This window comes from Dokdonella ginsengisoli (assembly GCF_042652785.1).
In the GTDB taxonomy this organism is placed as follows: domain Bacteria; phylum Pseudomonadota; class Gammaproteobacteria; order Xanthomonadales; family Rhodanobacteraceae; genus Dokdonella_A; species Dokdonella_A ginsengisoli.
Genome location: NZ_JBHSHD010000008.1, coordinates 14,056 through 37,102, shown reverse-complemented (window position 1 = coordinate 37,102; position 23,047 = coordinate 14,056). Strand labels below are relative to the sequence as shown.

Below are 23,047 nucleotides of genomic sequence, written 5' to 3'. Positions count from 1 at the left end.
CTCCCTTTCCCAAGCGGCGTCCACAGGGTATGCGGGCGTCGAAATCGGAATCTGCGCGAAGCCGGCAGGCACCTGCTCGGGGCATTCCTTGAATTTTCACATTTCGTCCCTCCCAGCCTCGAGGTTGGGCGCCGAGCGCTTCGTCCGAAAGTTATAAGTTGTTGAATAACAAAAATTTTCCCGAGTTGTTAAGGCTGTGCTCAGGGATTCCCATGGCGTAAGAATCTTGTTAGTATCGGCAACTGCCGAGGGTTTTGGTGGACCGTTTTGGTCGTTCCCATGGATGGGAGAGCACATGTCCCGAGCTGTGACACAACTCTGACGTTGGAGAGTGAAATGAATTTATCGAGCAACGAGCTTTTCAAAGCCGTGCGCTATGCGTTGTATACGGGAACCGCGGCCGCGGTTGCCCTGACCGCGGCCCCGGCCTTCGCGCAAGACCCGCAAGGTGAAACGCAGTCGCTGGAAACCGTCACGGTGACGGGCTCGCGCATCCGCAAGGCGGACGTCGAAACCGCCCAGCCGATCCTGGTGCTCGATCGCGCCGCGATCGAGAAGCAGGGTTTCAACACGGTCGTCGACATCCTGTCGAACCTGACCGAAGCCGGCTCGCCGCCGATCAGCCGCTCGAGCGTGCTGGCCTCCGGTGAGAACGTCGGTGGCTACTACATCGACATGCGCAACCTCGGCGCCAACCGCACGCTGGTGCTGCTGAACGGCAAGCGCCTGGGCGCGACCAGCGACGGCCTGCAGGATCTGTCGCAGGTTCCGGTCGCGGCGGTCGAGCGCATCGAAGTGCTGAAGGATGGCGCCTCGGCGATCTACGGCTCCGACGCGATCGCGGGCGTGGTCAACATCATCACGCGTCGTAACTACGACGGCATGGAAGCCAGCGCCTACGTCGGCCAGTACGACGAAGGCGACGGCACCAAGCAGACCTACAGCATGACGCTGGGCTCGCACAACGAGCGCGGCTCGATCACGGTCGCCGCCGAGTATTCGAAGGAAGAGCCGACCTGGGCGAAGAATCGTCCCTACAGCCGTTACGGCAACAGCAGCCGTCATCCGCTCGATGCGCTGACCCCGGTCTCGCAGTGGGGCGTGTTCTTCCTGCCCAACGGCTGTCCGGGCATCGAAGACAGCCCGTACGGCGCTTGTACGCTGAACCCGGGCGGCAATCCGTTCAACGCCGGCTACAACAACGGTCCGAACGACTTCCACGGCACGAATTCGGCCGGTGGCGCGTCCGACCTCAGCAACTCCAACGAGCAGATGATGGGCACGACGGGTCTGGACCGTCACTCGCTGTTCGTCGCCGGTGAGTACAACATCACCGACAACATCAAGTTCTCGACCGACATCCTGTACAACAAGCGCTCGACCACGCAGCAGGTCGCGGGCTATCCGTTCCAGGGTGGCAACCTGTCGCCGGACAGCTACTACAACCCGTTCGGCACGCAGCACGTCGCCGATCCGGCTGACGCGACCAACGTCTACTTCCTGCGCCGCGGCTGGGAAGTGCCGCGCGTTACGCGCAGCGACCTGCAGACGTACCGCTTCTCCGGCACGCTGGAAGGCTCCTTCGAGATCGCCGGCCGCACCTGGAACTGGGACGTCGGCGGCTACGTCAACACCAACGACCTGCTCAAGACCGGCCGCGGCGACTACAGCCTGCCGGCCGTGGCGGCATCGACGGGCGCTTCGTTCTTCAACCCGCTGACCAACCGCGTCGAGTGCGGCACGGCGGACAGCCCGACCCCGTACGGTTCGGGCCCCGGACAGTGCGTGCCGTGGAACCCGTTCTATCCGGCCGGCACGGTCGCTCCGGACTCGCTGTCGGGCAACAAGGAACTGCAGACGTTCCTGTTCCCGTTCTACCACGACACCGGCCGCACCAAGACGGTGGACTACAGCGCCAACCTGACCGGTTCGCTGTTCTCGCTGCCGGCGGGTGACGTCGGTCTCGCCACGGGTTACGAGTACCGCTCGGAGTCGGGCCGCTTCGAGCCGGACGCGTCCAAGCAGGCCGGTCAGAGTACCGACCTCGCCGGCACCATGACCAAGGGTCGTTACTCGGTCGACGAGTACTACGTGGAAGTGGACGTGCCGGTGCTGAAGGACGTGCCGTTCTTCAAGGAACTGTCGTTCAACGTCGCGGCGCGCTACTCGGACTACTCCACGTTCGGTGACACGACCAACGGCAAGTTCAGCCTGACCTGGCGTCCGATCGAGGACCTGCTGGTCCGCGGCAACTACGCCGAGGGCTTCCGCGCGCCGACGATCGGCGACCTGTACGGCGGCTTCAGCCAGACGTTCGACAGCTACTCCGATCCGTGCGACACCGTGCTCGGTTCCGCTGCTCGCAACCCCGACGTGCTCGCGCGCTGCGTGGCCGGCTTCGGTGGCCAGAACCCGACGGCGGCCGACTTCCGTCAGCCGCGTCAGGGTGGCCGTCCGTGTACGTCGCAGCCGTGCCAGACCGCGATTCCGTTCATGGCCGGTTCGAACGCGAACCTGCAGCCGGAGACCTCGACCAGCAAGACCGCTGGCCTGGTCTACAGCCCGAACTGGATCCAGGGTCTGGACCTGAGCCTGGACTGGTACAACGTCAAGATCAAGAACACGATCGTCGGCGATACCGTCAGCCAGATGCTGCAGGACTGCTACGTGTTCGGCGTGGAATCGCGCTGCTCGGGCGCTCTGTTCACGCGTGATGCCAGCGGTGCGGTCAACACCGCGCTGCGTGCCGGCATCAACCAGGGCTGGCAGGAAGTGGAAGGCTACGATTTCGGCGTGAACTACCGTCTGCCGGAGTTCGCGTTCGGCCGCTTCCGCGTGAGCTGGGACACGACCTACGTCAAGCTCAACAACGTCAAGCCGGACGACAAGCCGGACACCGTTGTGCAGGTGCAGAACAGCTTCGCGGGCTTCCCGCGCATCCGTTCGAACCTGAGCCTGGACTGGTCGCTGGGTGACTTCGGAGCGACGTGGACCACGCGCTACTACTCCAGCATGAAGGAGAGCTGCTCGTACGACACGGAAGGCGGTCCGGAGTGCAACCAGCCTGACCACGTCGCGCCGGACACCGGTGCCGATCCGACCAACCGCGTCGGTTCGACCACCTTCCACGACGCCCAGATCCGCTGGACGGCTCCGTGGAACGGCACGATCTCGGTCGGTGCGAACAACCTGTTCAACAAGCAGCCGCCGATCATGTACTCGGCGCCGAACTCGCAGTACGCCTATTACGGCGGCTTCGACATCGGTCGCTTCTACTATCTGCGTTACACGCAGAAGTTCTAAGAAGCGATTGCTGCGATGTTTTTTCGACGGCCCCGGAAACGGGGCCGTTTTTTTTGCCTTTTCCAATGCACGCGGATTTTTCGGGAAATGCCGCTGCCGGAAGACGCCACCGAGCCGATGGCTATGATCCTGAACGAACTATCGGGCGTGTTTCCGATCCGCGAAATCCATACGGGAGCGTCGACAAGGCATTTTTATTGTTGTAATAATGCCGTTAAGAACCATCGAGCGCGGTCAACGGGGGCTCGCATCGGTCGTTCGCTGATTCACGCTTGGAGATCGCACATTCCCGGTGCCGCACGCTCGCACGTTGGTGCCCACTTTCATCGATCCCGGAGATCGCTCATGGCCGTCAATCGCGTACCTCGCCGCAACCCTGCGCGCAATGCCTTGTTCCTCGGAATTTCCGCCGCCGTCGCGGCGCAGGCGGCACCCGTCGCCGCGCAGGACGCCCAGAATCAAGGTCCGGATACGCAACGGTTGGGCACGGTGGTCGTCACCGGTTCGCGCATCCGGCGCGTCGATCTCGAAACGGCGAATCCGGTCGTCACGATCGACAAGGCAGCGATCGAGCGGTCCGGCAAGCTGACCGTCGGCGACCTGCTGCAGAACCTGCCTTCCGTCGCGGGCGCCGGCTCCAATCCGAGCGTGAACAACAGCGGCGGTGACGGTGGCACCTACATCGATCTGCGCGGCCTCGGTGCCCAGCGCACGCTGATCCTGATCAACGGCCACCGGATCATGCAGATCCCGGGCAACAGCACCGACGTCAACCAGATTCCGGCCAGCGCGATCGAGCGCATGGAAGTCCTCGGCGACGGTGCGTCCTCGGTGTACGGATCCGACGCGATCGGCGGCGTAGTCAACTTCGTGCTGCGCTCGGATTTCCAGGGCGTCGAGCTGCAGGCCGACTACGGCATCTCCGACCGCGACGACGGCCAGCGCCAGGGCTACTCGGTGATGTTCGGCCACAATTCCGAGAAGGGCAATCTGACCGTCGGCGTCAATTACAACAAGCAGGAGATCGCGTCGGCGGCGAACCGTCCGTTCTCGGCGGATGCGTTCTATCTGTACAGCGGCGTCGTCAGCCTGGCCGGATCGAGCCGTACGCCGAGCGGCCGCATCTTCGTGCCGGACGGCATGTACTTCAACCAGGACGGCGAAAGCTGCGGCAGCGTGACCCTGATCGCCGGCCGCTCGGGCGGTTCCCCCGGCGACTATCGCTGCTACGTCGGTTCGGGCCCGAACAACGACGCCTACAACTACCAGCGCGTCGGCAATCTGATCCTGACGCCGCAGGAGCGCACCAGCGCATTCGCGCTCGGCAACTACAAGATCACCGATTCCGTCACCGGTTATCTGGAGGTCTACGCCAACAAGACCCGCTCGCGTTCGCAGATCGCGCCGCTGCCGTTCGACGCGCAGAACGACGCGGTCACCATCGCGGCTGACAACTACTACAACCCGTTCGGCATCGAGTTCGGCCGCGACGGCTACCAGTATCTCTCCCGCTTCACGAGCCTGGGCAATCGCGTCATCGCCCAGTCGACCGAAAGCTATTCCGGTCATGGCGGTTTCAAGGGCACCTTCGGCGCCTCGAGCTGGACCTGGGATCTGGGCTTCGACTACGGCCACTACAGCAAGGACACCAACTCCTACGGCTACGTGAACTATCCGGCGCTGCGCAACGCGCTGGGGTCGTCCTTCCTCGGCGGCGACGGCCAGGTGCACTGCGGCACGGCGGAGAATCCGATCGAAGGCTGCACGCCGATCAACATCTTCAACGTCAACGATCCGGCGACGATCTCGCAGCTGCAGTCGGTGCTGGTCAATCCGAAATACGACAGCACCACGGCGAGCCAGCGCATCGCGCGCTTCGACGTCGCCGGCGAGCTGTTCGATCTGCCGGCCGGCGCGGTCAGCCTCGCCGGCGGCGTGTCGTACCGCAAGGACAGCCTGACCGGTCGCGTCGACAGCCTCTCCGTCGCCGACAACCGCGGCAACTGCGCCCTGGCGCAGGAAGCGTGCGGATCGCCGGTGAGCGGTTCGCTCGACGTCAAGGAAGCCTATTTCGAAGTGCTGGTGCCGATCCTGAAGGACATTCCGTTCGCGCACTCGCTGAACCTGATCGTCGGCGACCGCTATTCGAAGTTCGACAAGTTCGGCAACACCAACAACTGGAAGGTCGCCGTCGAGTGGCGTCCGATCGAGGACCTGCTGCTGCGCGGCACGGTGTCGAAGGTGTTCCGCGCGCCGACCACGCAGGACGTCTACGCCGGACCGGCCGGCAACGCGCCGCTGTTCCGCGATCCCTGCAACGGGCTCAATGCCGCCAACTTCGAAGGCGGCGTCGTGCCTCCGAGCGTGGCCGCGGCCTGCGTCGGCGTTCCGCAGGACGGCAGTTTCGGCGGTACGGGCCTGTCGCAGAGCAACGGCACGCCGTCCGGCAACATCTGGGCGCATCGCATCGACCCGAACCTGACGACCCTGAAGCCGGAGTTCGGCAAGTCGTTCAACTTCGGCGTCGTCTACGATCCGCGCTGGCTGGAAGGCCTCTCGCTGAGCGCCGACCTGTGGCGCCTGTATCTCAACGACTACATCGGCAACATCGGCGCCTCGCTGGCGGTGAACACCTGCTACAACACGGGGCAGTTCTGCAGCCTCGTGCGGCGCTTCCCGGATGGTCCGAGCTCCGGCTCCATCGACACGATCTACCAGCCGGTCGTCAATCTCGGCCGCTTCGACGCGAAGGGCGTGGACTTCTCCGCGAAGTACCGCCTGCCGGAGACCTCGTTCGGCAGTTTCGCGCTGAGCTTCAACAGCACGTACCTGGCGCGGATGGACAACTCGCTGACGCCGGGCCTGCCCGGCAACGTCGTCAACAGCCTCGCCGGCAAGTACTGGAACGAATACGGCAACTATGCGCGCTGGAAGGCGATCGCAGGCATCAGCTGGCGCCTGGGCGCGTTCGACGCGAGCTGGTACGCGCATTACGTCGGACCGTTCTCGGTCGGCAGCATGGACCTGCGCCAGAACTTCTCCGCCGACGGCTCGCCGGACTTCCCCGGCGTCGTGCTCAAGTACGGCTCGTCGACGACGCACAACTTCCAGATCGGCTACGAACTGGCGTCTCTGAAGACGCGCTTCGACGTCGGCATCGACAATGCGTTCGACAAGAAGCCGCCGCAGATCTACCAGAACAACACGCTGAACTCGAACACCGACGTCAGCACCTACTATTCGGAAATGCTCGGCCGCTACTTCTGGGGTCGCGTGACCGTGAAGTTCTGATCCGGTCCGCCGGAACGGCTGCAAGCCGCGCGGTGCGAGCCGCGCGGCTTTTTTTCGACCACTGCGATATCGTTGCCGCATGACGGTCGCCGCTTCCTCCGCGTTCTCGCCGGCCCAGGCCTATGCTCTGCTGCGGGCCGCTCACTACGATCGCGTCGAGGAGCTGTGCCGCGCCCGGCTGGGCGTCGCACCCGACGACGTCGCCGCCCTGACCCTGTTCGCGCTGAGCCTGCAGTTCCAGGGCAAGCTGCCGGCGGCCGTGGACGCGTACGCCCGGTTGACTCGGTTGCAGCCGGGCGTGTTCGAGCACTGGAACAACCTCGGCAACGTGCTGCGTGACACCGGCGATTTCATCGCCGCCGATGCGGCGTACGGACAGGCGCTGCGCCTCGCGCCGGCCAACGCCGGGCTGCTCGTCAATCTCGGATTTCTCGAAATGGAGGCGGGCAAGGTCGCCGCCGCGCGCGACCGGTTCCTGGCTGCGGTCGCGGCGGACGCGCGCCTGCTCGACGCGCGCCTCTACGGTGCCCGGGCCTGCTACGAATGCGGCGATCACGCGGCCGCGCAGAAGCTGATCCAGCCGTGGCGGGAATGGGCCGACCTCAACGACGAGCAGCGCATCGAGCTCGGTTCGCTGCTGACCCTGCTCGGCGAGACCACTCACGGCGAGGCCGTCCTGCTCGAGGCCCTGCGCCGGACGCCTGACGAGGCACGCGTGCTGGCCTCGCTGGTCGGCCTGTACGAGCGCCTGAACCGCCTCGACGAGGCGCGCGAATGGCTGCGCCGTCTGCCTCCGCCGGACGCGGTGCGCGACCCGGCCTTGCGCCGCGACATCGCCGGCGCGCAGATCGCGATCGCCTCGCGCGACGCCGACCCGGCGCGCATGCGCGCGCTGGTCGAACAGCTCGTTCCGTTGACCGAGCCCGAGCATCGCCGCGCCGGGTTTTATTTCGCGCTCGGCAAGGTCTGCGACCGCCATCGCGACGCGGAGGCGGCGATGCAGGCGTTCGCGCAGGCGCACGCCTGTCAGCTGCGCCTGGCCGAGCAGCTCGTCCCGCAGCTGCTGGCGCCCGACGCGACGGCGTTGCCGACCGCTGCGGTGCGCCTGCTCGAGCGGGAATTTCGTACATGGTCCGATCCGGACCCGCCGGCCGCGGAGGCGTCGCCGATCTTCATCGTCGGATTTCCGCGTTCGGGCACGACGATGCTGGAGCAGATGCTCGACGCGCATCCCGGCCTGCGCTCGATGGACGAGCGCATCTACGTCAACGACACGATCGAGCTGCTGTCGCCGCTCAGCCTGCGCTATCCGCACGATCTCGGTGAACTCACGCCGGCCCAGTGCGGCCGTCTGCGCGAGGAATACTGGCGGCTCGTCGCCAACACGGTGCGCCTCGGGCCGGGGCAGCGGCTGGTCGACAAGAATCCCCTGAACATGCTGCGCCTGCCGATGATCCTGCGCCTGTTCCCGCAGGCGCGCATCATCCTCGCCCTGCGCCATCCCTGCGACGTGCTGTTGAGCTGCTACATGCAGCATTTCCGCTCGCCCAACTTCATGGTGATGTGCTCGACCCTGGAACGCCTCGCGCGCAGCTACGTCGCGGCGATGGAATCGTGGTTCCATCACGCGGAGCTGATGCAGCCGGCGCTGCTGGTTTCGCGCTACGAAGAGCTGGTGGCGGACTTCGAAGGCAATGCGCGGCGGATCGGCGATTTCCTGGGTTTGGCCGATGCCGGCCCGCTGCTGGGATTCCACGAGCACGCCCGCAACAAGGGCTACATCAGCACGCCGAGCTACACGCAGGTGATCGAGCCGGCCAATGCGCGGGCGGTCGACCGCTGGCGGCGTTACGAGGACCATCTCGCGCCCGTGCGCACGATTCTTCAGCCGGTCATGGAGCGCTGGGGTTATGCCTGGTGACGCGGAAGGCGCGCGCCGGCCCGCGCTGACGGACTACGTCGTCTGGTTCGACGATGCGCTGGAGCCGCAGTTCTGCGCGCAGCTGATCGCATCCTTCGAGCAGACGGCGCATCTGCAGACGAACAATGGCCGCGGCGTGCGGCCGGGGCTGGAGCGCAGCGGATGGACCGAGCTGAACGTCTCGCGCCTCGCCGACGACGGTTTCAAGGGGTTCTTCCTGCACCAGATCGATCGTCATCTCGCGCTCTACAACGAGCGCGTGCGCCTGACCATTCCGGTGCCGGCGCGGCCGGACATCGAAGACCTGCGCATCAAACGCTATCGCGTCGGCGCGGACGAGCAGTTCCAGCCGCACTTCGACTCGATCGACGCCGTCGCCAACCGCTACCTGGTGTTTCTCTGGTATCTCAACGACGTCGCCGCGGGCGGCGAGACCGAGTTCTGCGACCTCGGCCTCAAGGTGCAGGCACGCGCCGGGCGCCTGCTCGTGTTCCCGCCGTACTGGCTGTTCCAGCACGCCGGCCTGCCACCGCGCTCCAACGACAAGTACATCCTTTCGACGTATCTGCTGTTCTGAAAGAGCGGCCGCGAATGGTCGCTGCTGGAGCCGCCGAAGACGTGCCACCCGTCGCGCGGTCCCGTCAGGTCAGGGCGATCGAGGACGATCGCATCAATACGACGACGTGTCGAAGACGTCGTGCATCGGCACATCGGCACCTTCCGCCAGCCGCACCTTCAGCGCGAGGCCGTCGCGCGAATCCGCGTGACCGAGCGCTTCCTCGAGATCGATCTTGCCTTCCTTGTACAGCGCGTACAGGGATTGGTCGAAGGTCTGCATGCCTTCCTGCAGGCTGCGATCCATCGCTTCCTTGATCTCGTGGATCTGCCCGCGGCGCAGCAGGTCGCGGATGTGCGGCGTATTGATCAGCACCTCGACCGCCGGCAGACGCCGGCCGTCCTTGCCCATGACCAGGCGCTGGCTGATGACCGCCTTCAGGTTCAGCGCCACGTTCATCAGGATGTTGCGGTGCGCCGATTCCGGGAAGAAGTTCAGGATGCGCTCGATCGTCTGGTCGGCGTTGTTGGAATGCAGCGTCGCCAGGCACAGGTGGCCGGTCTCGGAGAACGCGATCGCCGCTTCCATGGTCTCGGCGTCGCGGATCTCGCCGATCAGGATGACGTCCGGCGCCTCGCGCATCGCGTTCTTCAGCGCTTCGTGGTAGCTGTGCGTGTCGAGTCCGACCTCGCGCTGGTTGACCACCGACTTGCGGTGGCGGTACAGGTATTCGATCGGATCCTCGATCGTCAGGATATGGCCCGAGCTGTTCGTGTTGCGGTGGTCGATCATCGACGCCAGGGTGGTCGACTTGCCCGAGCCGGTCGCGCCGACCAGCAGTACCAGGCCGCGCGGCTCCATGATGATGTTCTTGAACAGCAGCGGCAGGCGCAGCTGCTCGATCGTCGGGATCTCGCTCTTGATCGCGCGGATGACCATGCCGACTTCGCCGCGCTGCTTGAACACGTTGATGCGGAAGCGGCCGGTGTCCTTCACCGCAATAGCCATGTTGAGCTCGAGGTTCTTCTCGAACTGCGGCACCTGGCCCTCGTCCATCAGCGAGTAGGCGATCTTCTTGACCATGCCGTTGGGCATGCCGGTGTTGCCGAGCGGGTAGAGTTTGCCCTCGACCTTGATGTTGACCGGCGCTCCGGTGGTCAGGAACATGTCCGACGCACCCTTCTCGACCATCAGTTTCAGGAAATAGCCGATGTCCATCGGTGACTTCGCCCTGGTTCGGATCCAATCTCCCGGCAGCCGCCCCCGGCAGCCGAGCCCCTGTTCCACGCTGCGGCGCAGATTTGCCAGCGCCGCGCAGCGTTCCCACAATACGGAATTCTTGCACGGACCAGCGCGCGACTTATGAGATATAGCATGCGAAAACTTTATGTCCCGGCCGTTGCGCTGGCGCTCTTGGCCTTGCAGGGCTGCAGCCCGACCAAGCCGCCGACCGATCTGCTCGACGCGGCCTCGCGTTCCCTGGGCAGTGCGCGCTCGGCCGGCGCCGCGGAATACGCCTCGACGGAATACCGGTCGGCCGGCCGGCGCTACGACCAGGCCCAGGCCGCCGAGGCGCGCGAGGAGTACGACGAAGCGGCGCGACTGGCGCGCGAGTCGTCCGCCGACAGCGAACTGGCGATCGCCAAGGCGCGTCTGGCCAAGGCGCGCGAGGCGGTCGACCGGCTCAAGCAGGAGAACTCGGCCCTGGATCGCGACCTGACCGAACACGCATCGCCGGAGGCACAACCATGATCCGCGGCTTCCGTCCGTCCCGCCACGCGCTCGCCGTGGCCCTGGCGTTGTTCCTGTGCAGCGGCTCCGCCTCGGCGCGCGACGAGGAATACCAGCGCCTGTCCGATCGCATCGACCGCCTCGCCGGCGATCCCGTGCTCGGCCAGCGCGCTCCCGCCCAGCTGGACCGCGCGCGCGCGGCACTGGCGGAATTCAAGGAAGCCGGCCGCCGCGACCGCGAGAAGCTGGTCTACCTCGTGGAGCGTCGCATCGATACCGCCCAGGCGGCGGCCGAGGCCGACTATCTCGAGAACCAGCGCACCGAACTGCAGCGCGAGAACGACCGGCTGCAGCTCGCGATCGCGCGGCGCGACGCGGCCCAGGCCCGCGCGGAGCTGGAGCGCCAGCGCCTGCAGTCGCAGATTCGTGCGGAAGAGGCCGAGCGCCTGGCGCGCGAAGCCGAAGCGGCCCGGGCCGAGGGCGCGCAGGCCGCGCAGGCCGCCGAAGCCGCACGCGCCGAAGCGAGCCAGGCCAAGCGCATGGCCGACGCACAGGCGAGGGCGACCGCGCTGGCCAGGAAGGAAGCCGAGCTCGAGGCTGCGCTCAGCGGCAAGGCGCCGAAGGCCGATGCGCAGGCCAAGCCGAAATCCAAGCCGGCGGCGAAGCCGGCACCCAAGCCCAAGAAGGTTCCGCCGGCTTCGGGACAGCCGTAGTCGCGCCGGTTTCCTGCGCCAGGCGGGCGGTCCGCGTGGCCCGCCGGCCTGGCATCGACGGCCGCGAGCGCCGCCCGCCCGGCGGGCGGTATTGGTCGTCCGTTGCCGCCGAAAGAGCCGGCCAATTCACTGTTTTTGAACGATAATTTCACGATTCCCGCGGGTCGCCGCGGGAACTCCCGCGCCTGCAGGAAGTCGTGTTGCCAACTCCGGATCGAAGGAGTAGCGTCTGTCTTCCAAGTGGTCCGGAAATTCTTTCGGTATCTGCTTGGGCCAAAGCCAAAGCCCATGACTGCAGCGATCGCGACAGAGGATTCCACCGCCTCGGCTAGCCGAGGGTCGAGTCGCTTGTTCGGACGTTTCCTGGCAGTGGCGCCCGCCGACCGGTTCGATCGGTCCTCGCCGTTCCCTGCAGCTCCCATCGTGGCAAAGGCGGCTCTTTCCGAGCCATCGCGCAATCGTTGTACTCGTCCCGCAACGCAGTGACGCGGCTTCGCCGCCGCGTCACTGCGTCCGCGGTTCCTGCGATAGAGGAGGTTAGCGATGCTAGAAGAACACCAGTCAGAGGTTGCGGCGCTGATGCAGAAGGATGCGGAGTTCCGCAGTCTGTACTACCGCCACAAGGAGCTCGACAACAAGGTGCGCGACGCCGAGCTGGGCGTACTGCCGGTCGATGAGGCGACCCTGCGCAGCATGAAGTTCGAGAAGCTCCACGCCAAGGACAAGTTGACGCAGATGTGGGAAAGCTCCCACGCGCCGCGCTGAATCGCTTCGAATCCCGTTCCGGCGCCGCCCGTTTGCGGCGGCGCCTGCCGATCCCCGAGGCGGCCACGCCCGGGCAGGTCAACAGCGTCATTCCACTCGGTTATCATCCGCCGACGTCTCCGCCCGGAGGCGTTTCGAGTGCCCCCGACCGCTCCTGAGCGGTCCGGTGCCACGACCTGCGGAGCCCGCATGACGATTCACCACAGCGTACTCGAGCTGATCGGCCGCACGCCGATGCTCAAGACGCAGCGCCTGGACACCGGCGCCTGCGAACTGTTCCTCAAGCTCGAAAGCGCCAATCCCGGCGGCTCGATCAAGGACCGCATCGGCCTGTCGATGATCGAAGGCGCCGAGAAGGCCGGCAAGATCCAGCCCGGCGCCACGCTGGTCGAAGGCACCGCCGGCAACACCGGGCTCGGACTCGCCCTGGTCGCCCAGGCCAAGGGCTATCGCCTCATCCTCGTCGTGCCGGACAAGATGAGCCGCGAGAAGATCTTCAACCTGAAGGCGATGGGCGCCGAAGTCGTCCTGACGCGCTCGGACGTCGCCAAGGGGCACCCGGAGTACTACCAGGATCTCGCCGAGCGCATCGCCGCGCAGACGCCCGGCGCGTACTTCATCAACCAGTTCGGCAATCCGGACAATCCGCTGGCGCACGAGACCAGCACCGGCCCGGAAATCCTCGAGCAGATGGACGGCAAGGTCGACGCGATCGTGTTCGGCTGCGGCTCGTCCGGCACGATGACGGGTCTGTCGCGCTATTTCGCGCGCGTCTCGCCGCAGACCGAGTTCGTGCTGGCCGATCCGGTCGGCTCGATCCTCGCCCAGTACATCAACGAAGGCACGCTGTCGACGAAATCCGCGAGCTGGATGGTCGAAGGCATCGGCGAGGATTTCCTGCCGAGCATCAGCGACTTCTCGCGCGTGAAGAAGGCCTACGCCATCAGCGACAAGGAGAGCTTCCTCACCGCGCGCGAGCTGCTCGGCAAGGAAGGCGTGCTGGGAGGCTCTTCCACCGGCACCCTGCTGGCGGCCGCGCTGAAGTACTGCCGCGAGCAGACCGCGCCCAGGCGCGTCGTGACCCTGGTCTGCGACACGGGCAACAAGTACCTGTCGAAGATGTACAACGACTACTGGATGCTTGACAACGGCTTCCTCGACCGCCAGCCGACCGGCGACCTGCGCGACCTGATCCTGCGCCCCTACGCGCACCGCGACACCGTCGTCGTCGGCCCGAACGAGCTGCTGATCACCGCGTACAACCGCATGAAGCTGTACGACGTCTCGCAGCTGCCGGTCATGGACGGCGACCGCATCGTCGGCATCCTCGACGAGTCGGACCTGCTGCTGCACGTCCACACCGACGAGTCGAAGTTCAAGGACAAGGTCTCGACCGCGATGGTCGAGAAGCTCCAGGTGCTGGACGTGAAGTCCTCGATCGAATCGCTGATGCCGGTGTTCGACGCCGGTCACGTCGCCATCGTGATGGACGGGGCGAAATTCGTCGGCCTGATCACGCGGATCGATCTGCTGAACTATCTGCGTCGGCGGGCGGGCTGACGCTGCACAACGAAGGCGCGGTACGCCGCGCAAGCGAACAGGACTATTGATGAGCGGACTCAAGGCCACTCCGGAAGACGTGCGCCACGCATACCGCCTGCTACTCGGGCGAGAACCCGATGCGGGGGGATTCGACACGTACTGCCAGCTGATCGCCACGCAAAGTGTTTCGGCGCCGGATGTCGCCGCGATCCTGCAGTCGTCGGACGAATACAAGACGCGGCACATGGCCGAGCCGGCTTTGATCGAGGCGGAGTTCGAGGGCCTCAAACTCTACCCTTGGCGGGGCGACAACCTGATCGGCGCTCCGGTTCAGGCGAGCGGTTCCTACGAACCGCACGTACTGCCCGCGTTCGTCGATTGCGTGCCGGTCGGCGGCACCGTGCTCGACGTAGGAGCGAACATCGGAATCTTTACGCTGTCCGCGGCACGCAAGGTCGGTGCGAAGGGGCGCGTGTTCGCAATCGAGCCCATCGCCCGCAACGTACAGTCGCTCTGTGCGGGAATCCACGGCAACGGGTTTCACCACGTAAGTGTATTTCCGGTAGCCGCATCGGCTTCGGCCGGCGTGGTTCCGATGCTGCGCAACGCCAATTCTTCCAATGGTATCGTCGACACGCACATATCTGCGTCAATGGCGGATGCATTCGCACCGACACAGCCCGTGCACGCATTGCTGCAGGGAGTCGAACGCCTCGACGTGATCAAGATCGACATCGAGGGGCACGAGCCCCTGGCGTGGCCGGGCATCGAGCCGCTCGTGCGGAAGCACAGGCCCGTGATTTTCACCGAATTCAATCCGGTCGCGATCCGGAATCACTCGCGGGTCGACCCGGAAACGTATTTGGAACAACTCTTTGAATGCGCAGCCAAGGTCGAATCGATCGAATTCGACGGCGAGCGCAAGGTGTGTGGAACGATCGCGGAGGTCATGGATCGATGGCGTGCCGCCAACCGTCGTGCGGGTACGGACGGGACATGCCACATCGACTTGGTGATCTTTGCGCGAGGCGGCGTCGAAGATTCCCGTCAAGTGTAAATTCGCGCGGCGGTCGTGAATCGGCCATCAGCGGCGAAAAGTCCCTTCCTCGTCATCGCCTGTCTGCTGAATGGGGAGGCGGCGAGTGACATGACTATGGAGCGGATATGCCGACCAGTGGATTGATCCGGAAAGGAAAGCGTTGGATGGGCAGAGCGGCCGTCGCGCTCGGACTTTCACCGGCGGTGGACGAAGAGCACTACGTACGCATGGCGTATCTCGTCCTGCTGCGGAGGCAAATCGATCCTTCGGGATTGCGAGCGTGGCGGGACATCATTGCGACGGGGCGGTTCACTCATCAGGGCGTCATCAACACCATTCTGCAATCCGAAGAGTACCTGTCGAGCTTCGGCATCGATCTGCTTGGAATCCAGCACCGGTCTCGTGTGAAGTGGATCCAGACACTGCCCTGCTTCGATCGGATTCTCGACATCGGCGGCAGCAGCCCCAACCGGCCCGAAGGCGCTCTGATCGAGCTCGGCTATCCGCATCGTCCGAGTCGGCTGGACATCCTGGACCGGCCGCCGGATCTGCAGTACTGGGGCAAGCCGAAGTACGACCAAAGCGTGTCCGCGCAGTTCGACTGGGGCACGGTCAGCTATTTCCACGGCAGCGGAGAGAAGGTCGCGGAAATTCCCGCGCTGCAGGAGCGGGAGTACGACTGCGTTTTCCTCGGCCAGGCGATAGAGCACATTTATCCGGAATCCCTTCCGGGCATGCTCGGATGGGCACGCACGCATCTCGCGCCCGAAGGTCGGTTGATCTTCGATACGCCGAACCGGCTGCTGACGAAGATCCAGTGCCCCGGTTCGTTCATCGATCCCGATCACAAGTACGAGTACGCGCCCGCCGAGCTGGAGCGTGTCGTCGCGGACGCCGGTTTCATCGTCACACGCAAGGTTGGCATGGTGCACCTGCCCGTGCAGGCCGCCTCAGGGCACTACGATCCGCGCGAATTCGCCGAAGCGTCCCTGCTCTCCGACGACGTCGACGCCTGCTATCTGTTCGCGCTGGAAGCCTCGGCGCGCTGACGGTCCAACATTCATTTCACGAGAAGGCTCCAGAACGATGAAGAAGACGCCTCCCAGCCACGGTTTGGGTACCCGCGCCATCCACGCAGGCCAGAGCCCCGATCCTTCGACCGGCGCGATCATGACGCCGATCTACGCGACCTCGACCTACGTGCAGTCCAGTCCCGGCGTGCACCAGGGCTACGAATATTCGCGCACGCAGAACCCCACGCGCATGGCGTATGAACGCTGCGTTGCGGACCTCGAGGGCGGACGCCAGGGCTATGCGTTCGCGTCCGGTCTCGCCGCGGCCGGCACGGTGCTGGAACTGCTCGATTCGGGCAGCCACGTCATCGCGATGGACGATCTCTACGGCGGCAGCTACCGCCTGTTCGAGCGCGTGCGCCGCCGCAGCGCGGGCCTGGATTTCACGTTTATCGACCTCAACGACGCAGCCGCGCTGAAGGCGGCGCTGAAGCCGAACACGCGCATGATCTGGGCGGAGACGCCGACCAATCCGATGCTGAAACTGGTCGATCTGGCGAAGATCGGCGCGTTCGCGAAGAAGCATGGCCTGATCTTCGTCGTCGACAACACGTTCTGCTCGCCGATGCTGCAGCGGCCGATCGAACACGGCGCGGACATCGTCGTGCACTCGGCGACCAAGTACCTCAACGGGCATTCGGACATCGTCGGCGGCGTGGCCGTGGTCGGCGGCGACGCGGCGCTCGCCGAGCAGGTGGCCTTCCTGCACAACTCGGTCGGTTCCGTCGCGGGGCCGTTCGATTCGTTCCTGGCGATGCGCGGCCTCAAGACGCTGCATCTGCGCATGCGCGCCCATTGCGCCGGCGCGCTCGAACTTGCGCAATGGCTGGAAAAGCACCCGGCCATCGAGCGGGTGATCTACCCGGGCCTGAAGTCGCATGCGCAGCACGCGCTGGCGAGGAAGCAGATGGACGGCTTCGGCGGCATCGTCTCCATTGAGGTCAAGGGCGGCCTGCGCAAGGCGCGCCGCGTGCTCGAGCGCTGCCACCTGTTCGCGCTGGCCGAATCGCTCGGCGGCGTCGAGAGCCTGATCGAGCATCCGGCGATCATGACGCACGCCTCGATCCCGCCGGCGAACCGCAAGCGGCTTGGCATCAGCGATTCGCTGATCCGGCTTTCGGTCGGCGTCGAGGACGTGGCGGATCTGCGCGCCGAACTCGCGGCGGCTCTGGCCTGACGAGGCGAAAGGAAAACAGCCGCCGGACTCCACGAAACGGACCGGCGGTGCCGAACTCCCCCTACGCGGAAAGTCCGCCGAAATCGCAGTTGACGTGGATCGTGTTCTCCGCGTGCTTCAGGCGCAGTCCGGCCTCGGCCCAGACGCGCTGGACGGCAATGTTGTGGACCTGCGTGGCGATGACGAACGTGCGCAGGTTCGCGGCTCGGAAACGCTCCAGCATCGCGTGCAGCATGGCGCGATAGTGCCCGGCGCCTCTCGCTGCCGGCAGGATACCGTTCAGCACTCCGCGCGCCTGGTCGCCGTCGACGCGGCAGCAGGAGAATCCCGCGATCTCCCCGCGCGACTTCACGAACCAGGTCGGCGTCTGCGGGGCGTGCGAGAAGCGGGCAGCCCAGTCCGCGTAGCCGTCCGCGATCGCCGCGGCGGGCAGCAGCGGATTGGCGTTGTAGTGGCTGGAGTAGCCGTCGAACACGGACCTGGCGACGGCCCGCAGTGCTTCCGAATCGCCGGCGGCGACCTCGCACAGAGCGATGGACGAAGGCGCGATGGCCGCCATGTCCAGGGAGACTTCGTACTCGACGTGCGTGTCTGCGACGATCGGATGCAGCCCGACCTCGTGCAGCGTTGCGACGCCGCCGACCGCTTCGGCCGGAACGCGCAGGATCAGCGTGTCCACGCGCTGGCGGCGGAGTTCGTCGGCGAGCGCCGGCGCGTCGATCGTGCGCAGCGCGGCCCGATAGACGCGCCGCCCGAAGCGGGCGCTGTCGAGCGGCGACGGCTGCAGGACGGACTCGCTCACAGGTTGATCCGCTCCCGCACGATGAAGACGGGCCGTGCCTTCACGCTCTCGAACACGCGCCCGACGTAGAGGCCGATCACGCCCATGCAGAACAGCATCACGCCGGCGAGCAGCCACATCGAGGCGATCAGACTGGTGTAGCCGGCCACGTCGATGTCGCCGTGCAGGTAGCGCAGAAGGCTGTATGCCGTGATGATCAGCGCCACGATCGAGATGACGATGCCGGCGACCGCGACCAGCCGCAGCGGCTTGTCCGAATTCGACAGGATGATGTCCAGACCGAGCCGCACCAGCCGGCGCCAGGTGTAGGCGCTGCGCCCCTCGCTGCGTGCGTCGTGGCGGATCGGCATGGACGTGCGGCGGAACCCGGTCCAGCGCACCATCACCGGGAAGAATCGCGAGGAATCGCCCATGCTGCGGACCGCGTCGACGACGCGTCGGTGGAACACGCCGAAATTCGCCGTGCGGTAGTCGTAGTCGGCGCCGCTCAGGTAGTTCAGCACGCCGATGAACAGGCGCGAGCTGGTGCGCTTGAACCAGCCGTCGCGGCGAACCTCGCGCTCGCCGAAGACGACGTCGTAGCCCTCGAGCGCCTTCGAATAGAGTGCGGCAATCTCCTCGGGACGATCCTGCAGGTCGCAGTCCATCACCACCACCCATTCGCCGCGGGTTTGCTCCAGGCCGGCGGCGATCGCGTAGTGCTGACCGAAGTTGCGCGACAACCCGACCGCCTTGATGCGCGGATCGGTGGCGCACAGTTCGCGCATGGTGTCCCAGGCGCGGTCCGGACTCGCGTCGTCGACGAGGATGATCTCGAAACGATCGGTGATGGAACTCAACGTCGCCGTGAGGCGGCCGCACAGCTCGCGCAGGCATCCCTCGCAGCAGTACACCGGGCTGACCACGGAAATCAGCGGCGCGGCGGCATTCATGCGAAGGCGCTCCGGGCGGCGTCGACGACCTTCTGCTGGTCCATGCCGTCGAGCCACAGCGGAAGGCGCACGAGGCAGTCGCTGACCCGGTCGGTGACCTCGAGCGCGCCGCTGGTGCGTGCGTAGCGACGGCCCGCCGGCGCGCTGTGCAGCGGAATGTAGTGGAAGACCGGCTGCACGCCGCGCTCCTTCATCGCTGCGATGAAGCGCGTCCTCGCTTCGAGGTTCTGCAGCAGCAGGTAGTACATGTGCGCGTTGTGACGGCAATGCGCGGGCACGACGGGGCGGCGCAGCACGCCGCACGCCTCGAAATCGGCGAACGCCGCGTGGTAGCGGTCCCACAGCGCCAGGCGCTCGCGCGTGATGCGCTCGGCTTCTTCCATCTGTGCGGCGAGGAAGGCGGCGACGATCTCGCCCGGCAGGTACGACGATCCGACGTCGACCCAGGTGTACTTGTCGACCTGGCCGCGGAAGAACTGCGAGCGGTTGGTGCCTTTCTCGCGGATGATCTCCGCGCGTTCGGCGTAGCGCTCGTCGTTGACGAGGAGCGCGCCGCCTTCGCCGGAGATCAGGTTCTTGGTCTCGTGGAAGCTGAGCGCCGCGAGGCTGCCGAGCGTGCCCAGGGGGCGTCCCTTGTATTCGGACAGCACGCCCTGCGCCGCATCCTCGATGACGACGAGCCCGTGCCGCGCGGCGATCGCGTTGATCGCGTCCATCTCGCAGCCGACCCCGGCGTAGTGGACCACGCAGATCGCGCGCGTGCGCGACGTGATCGCCGCCTCGATCAGGCGCTCGTCGAGATTCAGCGTGTCCGGCCGGATGTCGATGAAGACCGGAACCGCTCCGCGCAGCACGAACGCATTCGCCGTGGAGACGAAGGTGAACGACGGCATGATCACTTCGTCGCCCGGCTCCAGGTCCGTCAGCAGCGCGGCCATTTCCAGCGCCGCCGTGCACGAGTGCGTCAGCAGCGCCTTGCGCGCGCCGGTGGTCTTCTCCAGCCAGGCGTGGCAGCGCTTGGTGAACGGACCGTCGCCCGAGAGATGGCCGTTGGCGTGGGCCTCGGCGATGTAGCCGAGCTCCTTTCCGGTCATGTAGGGACGGTTGAACGGAATGCTCATCGGCGACAGTCGAGGATGGTGTGGGTGTACGGGATGCGCAGCATGTCCGAGCGCACGTCCACGCGCACGTCCGCGAAGACGTCGCGCGCCAGCTGCGCGTACCCTTCGGCGGTGCGCACGTTGCGGCCGCGGTCGCGTTCGATGACGTAGCGGGCCAGGGCGGATTGGCCGTCCGCGAAGCAGGGGTCGATCGTCACCAGGCGGCCGCCCGGGCGCAGCGCGTCGCGCGCGGTGGCGAGCATCCGCTTCGCTTCGTCGTCGTCGAGATGGTGCAGCAGGCCGGTCGCCAGCGCGAGGTCGAAGCCGCGATAGCGGTCCGAGTCGGTGCGGCCGACGTCGACGCAGGCGAAGTCGCCGCGGCTTCCGTATTCCTGCCGCGCCGCCTGGATGTAGCGCTCGCTGAGGTCGACGCCGGTGTAGGCGATGCCGTCCGGCAGATGCGAAAGAATCCTGGCGGTGCCGCAGCCGATATCGAGCAGGCGCTGGCCCGCTTGCGGGCGCAGGTAGTCGCGCACGAGCCGCTTGCGCGAGCGCTCGGCGCCGACCAGGTTCTGCGTGAAATCGTAGGCGCGCGGCGAGGAGAGGATCGCCCGCACTCCGGTGGTGATCTGTGCCATGGCTCAGGATCGTACGACGACGATCAATCCGAGCACGACGAGCAGCGTGCCGACCAGGCGTCCGAACGTCACCTGCTCGCTGAACATCAGTGCGCCCGCCGTCAGCATGACGAGAAAGCTGATGCCGGTGAAGGGGAATGCGTAGCTGAGGTCGAAGCGGGTCAGCGCCATCATCCAGCTGACCCCGGCGAAGAACGTGCACGCGATCGCCAGCCAGATCCACGGCGTCAGCAGCAGCGCGGCGATGAAATGGACGCGTTCGAGCGAGCCCGCCGGCAGCGGTCCGGCGGCGCCGACGCGCCAGCGCATCAGCAGCTGGCTGGTCACGGTGAAGGCGATGCAGAGCAGGATGAAGGCGTGTTGTTGGACCCAGCGCACGGGGATTCTCAGGGTTTGACGGAGAGGGGTATTTTGACCCAGTTCGAGGCGAGGTCGCCGCACCAGGCGTCCCCCTCGCTGACGAAGCCGGCGCGCAGCTCGTATTCGCCGGCTGCCGGCGCGCGGAACGGCAGGGTCAGCAGCACGGACCCGCCCGGAGGAACCGCCTCGGGCAGCGTGGCGCGATGTTCGGACATCTGCCCGCCTTCGAGGTCGGATACGCGCACTCCCGGATTGAAGTACGGAAGGGAATTCTGCGACCAGGTGATCGTCGAGCGATTCACGGCCTTGACCTGGAGATAGCCGAATTCGCCGGCGGTCAACGCAAGCGCGGTCTCCAGAGGCTGGAATTCCGCGGCACAGGTCTGCGCCGTCATCTTCGGCAGCCGCACGTAGGGCTGCGCTCCGTAGCCGATGCGCTCGCCGACGTTGAACGGATAGACCAGAACCTCGAAGTTGCCGATCCGCAGCGTTTCGCTCGGATCGCCGGCGAGCTTGCGCAGCGTCGGACGGTTCAGTTCGGCGCTTTCGTCGCCGCCCAGCAGCAGGAAGCTGGGCCCGGTGGCCCAGTCGGCGGCGTACCAGCTCTCGGCGCTGAGATGATGGAACGGAGCGGGAAGACTGCCGGGACTGAACACGACGGGAGCGACGCGCACGTCGCCGCCGGACAGCACCGTCAGCGCACCCGCATTCCAGTAGGTGGCGTAGCCCCGCGTCAGGCCCGCCTTGCGCAGCGCCGCGACGATCTCGTCGTGGGGGTTGCCGCGCAGTCCCGCGGCGGGATTCCTCCAGTCGAGGAACGCCTTGCCGACCAGCTGCAGCGGCGCCAGGGTCAGCAGCGCGGCGATCATGGCGAAGCCGAGCCAGGCGGTCCGCACCCTGCGCACGCGTCCGGCCTCGTGCAGCCAGCAGGCCGTCGCGAGCAGGCCGGTGGCCACGCAAGGCACCAGATAGCGCGGACTGCCGGTCTGTCCCTGGATCGTGCTGAAAACCAGCACGTAGCCGGTGGTGACGACGAGTGCCAGGTGCAGCAGCACCAGAAACCGCAGCGGCAGCGAGGCCAGCTGGTTCAGCCGGGACACCAGGGCCAGCGGCAGCAGGAAAACGGCTGCGGCCACGCAAACCCGGCTGACGTAGACGGCGGCCGCCAGTCCGCCGAACCGGCGCCCGGGCGGTGCCGAGGCGTCGAACAGCGCGAGCCAGTTGCTGGCGAACAGCTGCAGGTTGTGCAGGATCTGCTCGTCGTTGGCGAAGGCCTGGCTGGCGGCGCCCGAATGATAGGCGACCAGCGAAACGAGCAGCAGGAACAGCAGCCCGCCCAATACCGTAGCGGCGAGCACCACGACGAGCAGATTCCACAGGCGCCGGCGCCAGACCTCGCCCTCGGGTGCGGCGAAGAAGTGGAAGCCGGCCAGGGCGAGCAGCATCGGCGCCGAATACGTGGCGATGCCGCGCGGCCCGCCGGCGACTCCGGCGGCTATGACGACGGCAATGCCGATTCGCGCGCGGCGCAGGGCGAGGTCGGCGGCGCCGGGTTGGAGCGCCAGATGCCGGCACGTCCAGCCGGCCAGCATCAGAAGCACGAACACCGGGCCGGAATACGCGGACTGGCCGAACACCGCTTCGCTGAACGGCGCGGACAATCCCGTCGCGAGGGCGGTCGGCAGCAGCAGCCTCAGCGGGCCGTCCACGCCGGCTTCGCGCGAGGCGAACCAGGCCGAGTACAGCACGCACGCCGCCGCCAGCAGGTCGACCACGGCATGCAGCGGAAAGGACGGCGCGAACAGCAGCGAGAGCGGTGCGGCGAACAGCGTCGGGAAAACGGTCGGGATGTCGTTGACGTAGTTCCAGTCGCGCGGAAACAGCGCGAACCGGCGCGCCATTTCCTCGCCGAGCAGCAGCTTCATGGCCGAGTCGGAATGGAACAGCGTGCGGTACGTGACCAGCAGATAGAACGCGAGCATGCCCGCGGCGAACACGAGCAGGAAACGCGCGATCCACTCGTCGGACCGTTCGAGGATGAGGCGGAGGCTGCGAGCCTTTGGCCTGATCATCGCGCGTCCAGGGATGCGCCGGCGCGCAGTGC

18 protein-coding genes are annotated in these 23,047 nt (G+C 66.2%); 11 read left to right on the top strand and 7 right to left on the bottom strand.

From position 1 onward, the window contains the following. Window positions 1-336 precede the first annotated feature (336 nt). The 4 genes from ACFO6Q_RS10655 to ACFO6Q_RS10640 all read left to right on the top strand — a co-directional run bounded on the left by ACFO6Q_RS10655 (window position 337) and on the right by ACFO6Q_RS10640 (window position 9,092). Window positions 337-3,303, top strand: a complete 2,967-nt coding sequence (locus tag ACFO6Q_RS10655) for a TonB-dependent receptor plug domain-containing protein (protein ID WP_380020805.1) — start codon at window positions 337-339, stop codon at window positions 3,301-3,303. A gap of 345 nt (window positions 3,304-3,648) precedes the next feature. Next, entirely contained in the window at window positions 3,649-6,594 is a 2,946-nt protein-coding gene (locus tag ACFO6Q_RS10650; RefSeq protein WP_380020803.1) for a TonB-dependent receptor plug domain-containing protein, read from the top strand. A gap of 79 nt (window positions 6,595-6,673) precedes the next feature. Further along, the gene (locus ACFO6Q_RS10645; protein WP_380020802.1) at window positions 6,674-8,515 is read left to right on the top strand and encodes a tetratricopeptide repeat-containing sulfotransferase family protein; all 1,842 of its coding nucleotides are present in this window, start codon (window positions 6,674-6,676) and stop codon (window positions 8,513-8,515) included. Beyond that, window positions 8,505-9,092: a 2OG-Fe(II) oxygenase gene (locus ACFO6Q_RS10640; RefSeq protein WP_380020800.1), complete on the top strand. Its 588-nt coding sequence runs from the start codon at window positions 8,505-8,507 to the stop codon at window positions 9,090-9,092. Before ACFO6Q_RS10645 ends, ACFO6Q_RS10640 begins: the two co-directional genes overlap by 11 nt. 93 nt (window positions 9,093-9,185) lie before the next feature. Here the strand turns inward: ACFO6Q_RS10640 and ACFO6Q_RS10635 are convergent, their stop codons facing one another. Further along, window positions 9,186-10,289 carry a PilT/PilU family type 4a pilus ATPase gene (locus ACFO6Q_RS10635; protein WP_380020798.1) on the bottom strand — a complete coding sequence of 368 codons (1,104 nt, stop codon included), beginning with the start codon at window positions 10,287-10,289 and terminating at the stop codon, window positions 9,186-9,188. 156 nt (window positions 10,290-10,445) lie between these two features. Here ACFO6Q_RS10635 and ACFO6Q_RS10630 point away from each other — a divergent pair, with 156 nt between their 5' ends. From ACFO6Q_RS10630 to ACFO6Q_RS10600, 7 genes are all read left to right on the top strand, one after another. Beyond that, window positions 10,446-10,823 carry a DUF4398 domain-containing protein gene (locus tag ACFO6Q_RS10630; RefSeq protein ID WP_380020796.1) on the top strand — a complete coding sequence of 126 codons (378 nt, stop codon included), beginning with the start codon at window positions 10,446-10,448 and terminating at the stop codon, window positions 10,821-10,823. Next, on the top strand, window positions 10,820-11,515 hold the full coding sequence (locus tag ACFO6Q_RS10625; RefSeq protein WP_380020795.1) for a hypothetical protein: 696 nt from the start codon (window positions 10,820-10,822) through the stop codon (window positions 11,513-11,515). Before ACFO6Q_RS10630 ends, ACFO6Q_RS10625 begins: the two co-directional genes overlap by 4 nt. A gap of 543 nt (window positions 11,516-12,058) precedes the next feature. After that, window positions 12,059-12,280, top strand: a complete 222-nt coding sequence (locus ACFO6Q_RS10620) for a YdcH family protein (protein WP_380020793.1) — start codon at window positions 12,059-12,061, stop codon at window positions 12,278-12,280. 189 nt (window positions 12,281-12,469) lie between these two features. Next, a complete protein-coding gene (locus ACFO6Q_RS10615; protein ID WP_380020791.1) occupies window positions 12,470-13,840 on the top strand; it encodes a pyridoxal-phosphate dependent enzyme in 1,371 nt (456 codons plus the stop codon). A 49-nt stretch (window positions 13,841-13,889) separates the two neighbouring features. Then, the gene (locus ACFO6Q_RS10610; protein ID WP_380020789.1) at window positions 13,890-14,879 is read left to right on the top strand and encodes an FkbM family methyltransferase; all 990 of its coding nucleotides are present in this window, start codon (window positions 13,890-13,892) and stop codon (window positions 14,877-14,879) included. Between the two features lie 146 nt (window positions 14,880-15,025). Then, a complete protein-coding gene (locus ACFO6Q_RS10605; RefSeq protein WP_380020788.1) occupies window positions 15,026-15,910 on the top strand; it encodes a DUF4214 domain-containing protein in 885 nt (294 codons plus the stop codon). A gap of 37 nt (window positions 15,911-15,947) precedes the next feature. Further along, on the top strand, window positions 15,948-17,111 hold the full coding sequence (locus tag ACFO6Q_RS10600; RefSeq protein ID WP_380020786.1) for a trans-sulfuration enzyme family protein: 1,164 nt from the start codon (window positions 15,948-15,950) through the stop codon (window positions 17,109-17,111). Between the two features lie 61 nt (window positions 17,112-17,172). On the opposite strand, the gene ACFO6Q_RS10595 is transcribed toward ACFO6Q_RS10600, so the two are convergent. The 6 genes from ACFO6Q_RS10595 to ACFO6Q_RS10570 are packed head-to-tail and all read right to left on the bottom strand — an operon-like array spanning window position 17,173 to window position 23,015. Then, a complete protein-coding gene (locus ACFO6Q_RS10595; protein ID WP_380020784.1) occupies window positions 17,173-17,913 on the bottom strand; it encodes a GNAT family N-acetyltransferase in 741 nt (246 codons plus the stop codon). Continuing rightward, the gene (locus ACFO6Q_RS10590; protein ID WP_380020782.1) at window positions 17,910-18,845 is read right to left on the bottom strand and encodes a glycosyltransferase family 2 protein; all 936 of its coding nucleotides are present in this window, start codon (window positions 18,843-18,845) and stop codon (window positions 17,910-17,912) included. Before ACFO6Q_RS10590 ends, ACFO6Q_RS10595 begins: the two co-directional genes overlap by 4 nt. Further along, a complete protein-coding gene (gene rffA / locus ACFO6Q_RS10585) occupies window positions 18,842-19,966 on the bottom strand; it encodes a dTDP-4-amino-4,6-dideoxygalactose transaminase (RefSeq protein WP_380020781.1) in 1,125 nt (374 codons plus the stop codon). Before rffA ends, ACFO6Q_RS10590 begins: the two co-directional genes overlap by 4 nt. Continuing rightward, the gene (locus ACFO6Q_RS10580) at window positions 19,963-20,583 is read right to left on the bottom strand and encodes a class I SAM-dependent methyltransferase (RefSeq protein WP_380020779.1); all 621 of its coding nucleotides are present in this window, start codon (window positions 20,581-20,583) and stop codon (window positions 19,963-19,965) included. Before ACFO6Q_RS10580 ends, rffA begins: the two co-directional genes overlap by 4 nt. A 3-nt stretch (window positions 20,584-20,586) precedes the next feature. After that, a complete protein-coding gene (locus ACFO6Q_RS10575) occupies window positions 20,587-20,961 on the bottom strand; it encodes a hypothetical protein (RefSeq protein ID WP_380020777.1) in 375 nt (124 codons plus the stop codon). Window positions 20,962-20,969: 8 nt separating this feature from the next. After that, on the bottom strand, window positions 20,970-23,015 hold the full coding sequence (locus ACFO6Q_RS10570) for a hypothetical protein (RefSeq protein WP_380020774.1): 2,046 nt from the start codon (window positions 23,013-23,015) through the stop codon (window positions 20,970-20,972). Window positions 23,016-23,047: the final 32 nt, after the last annotated feature.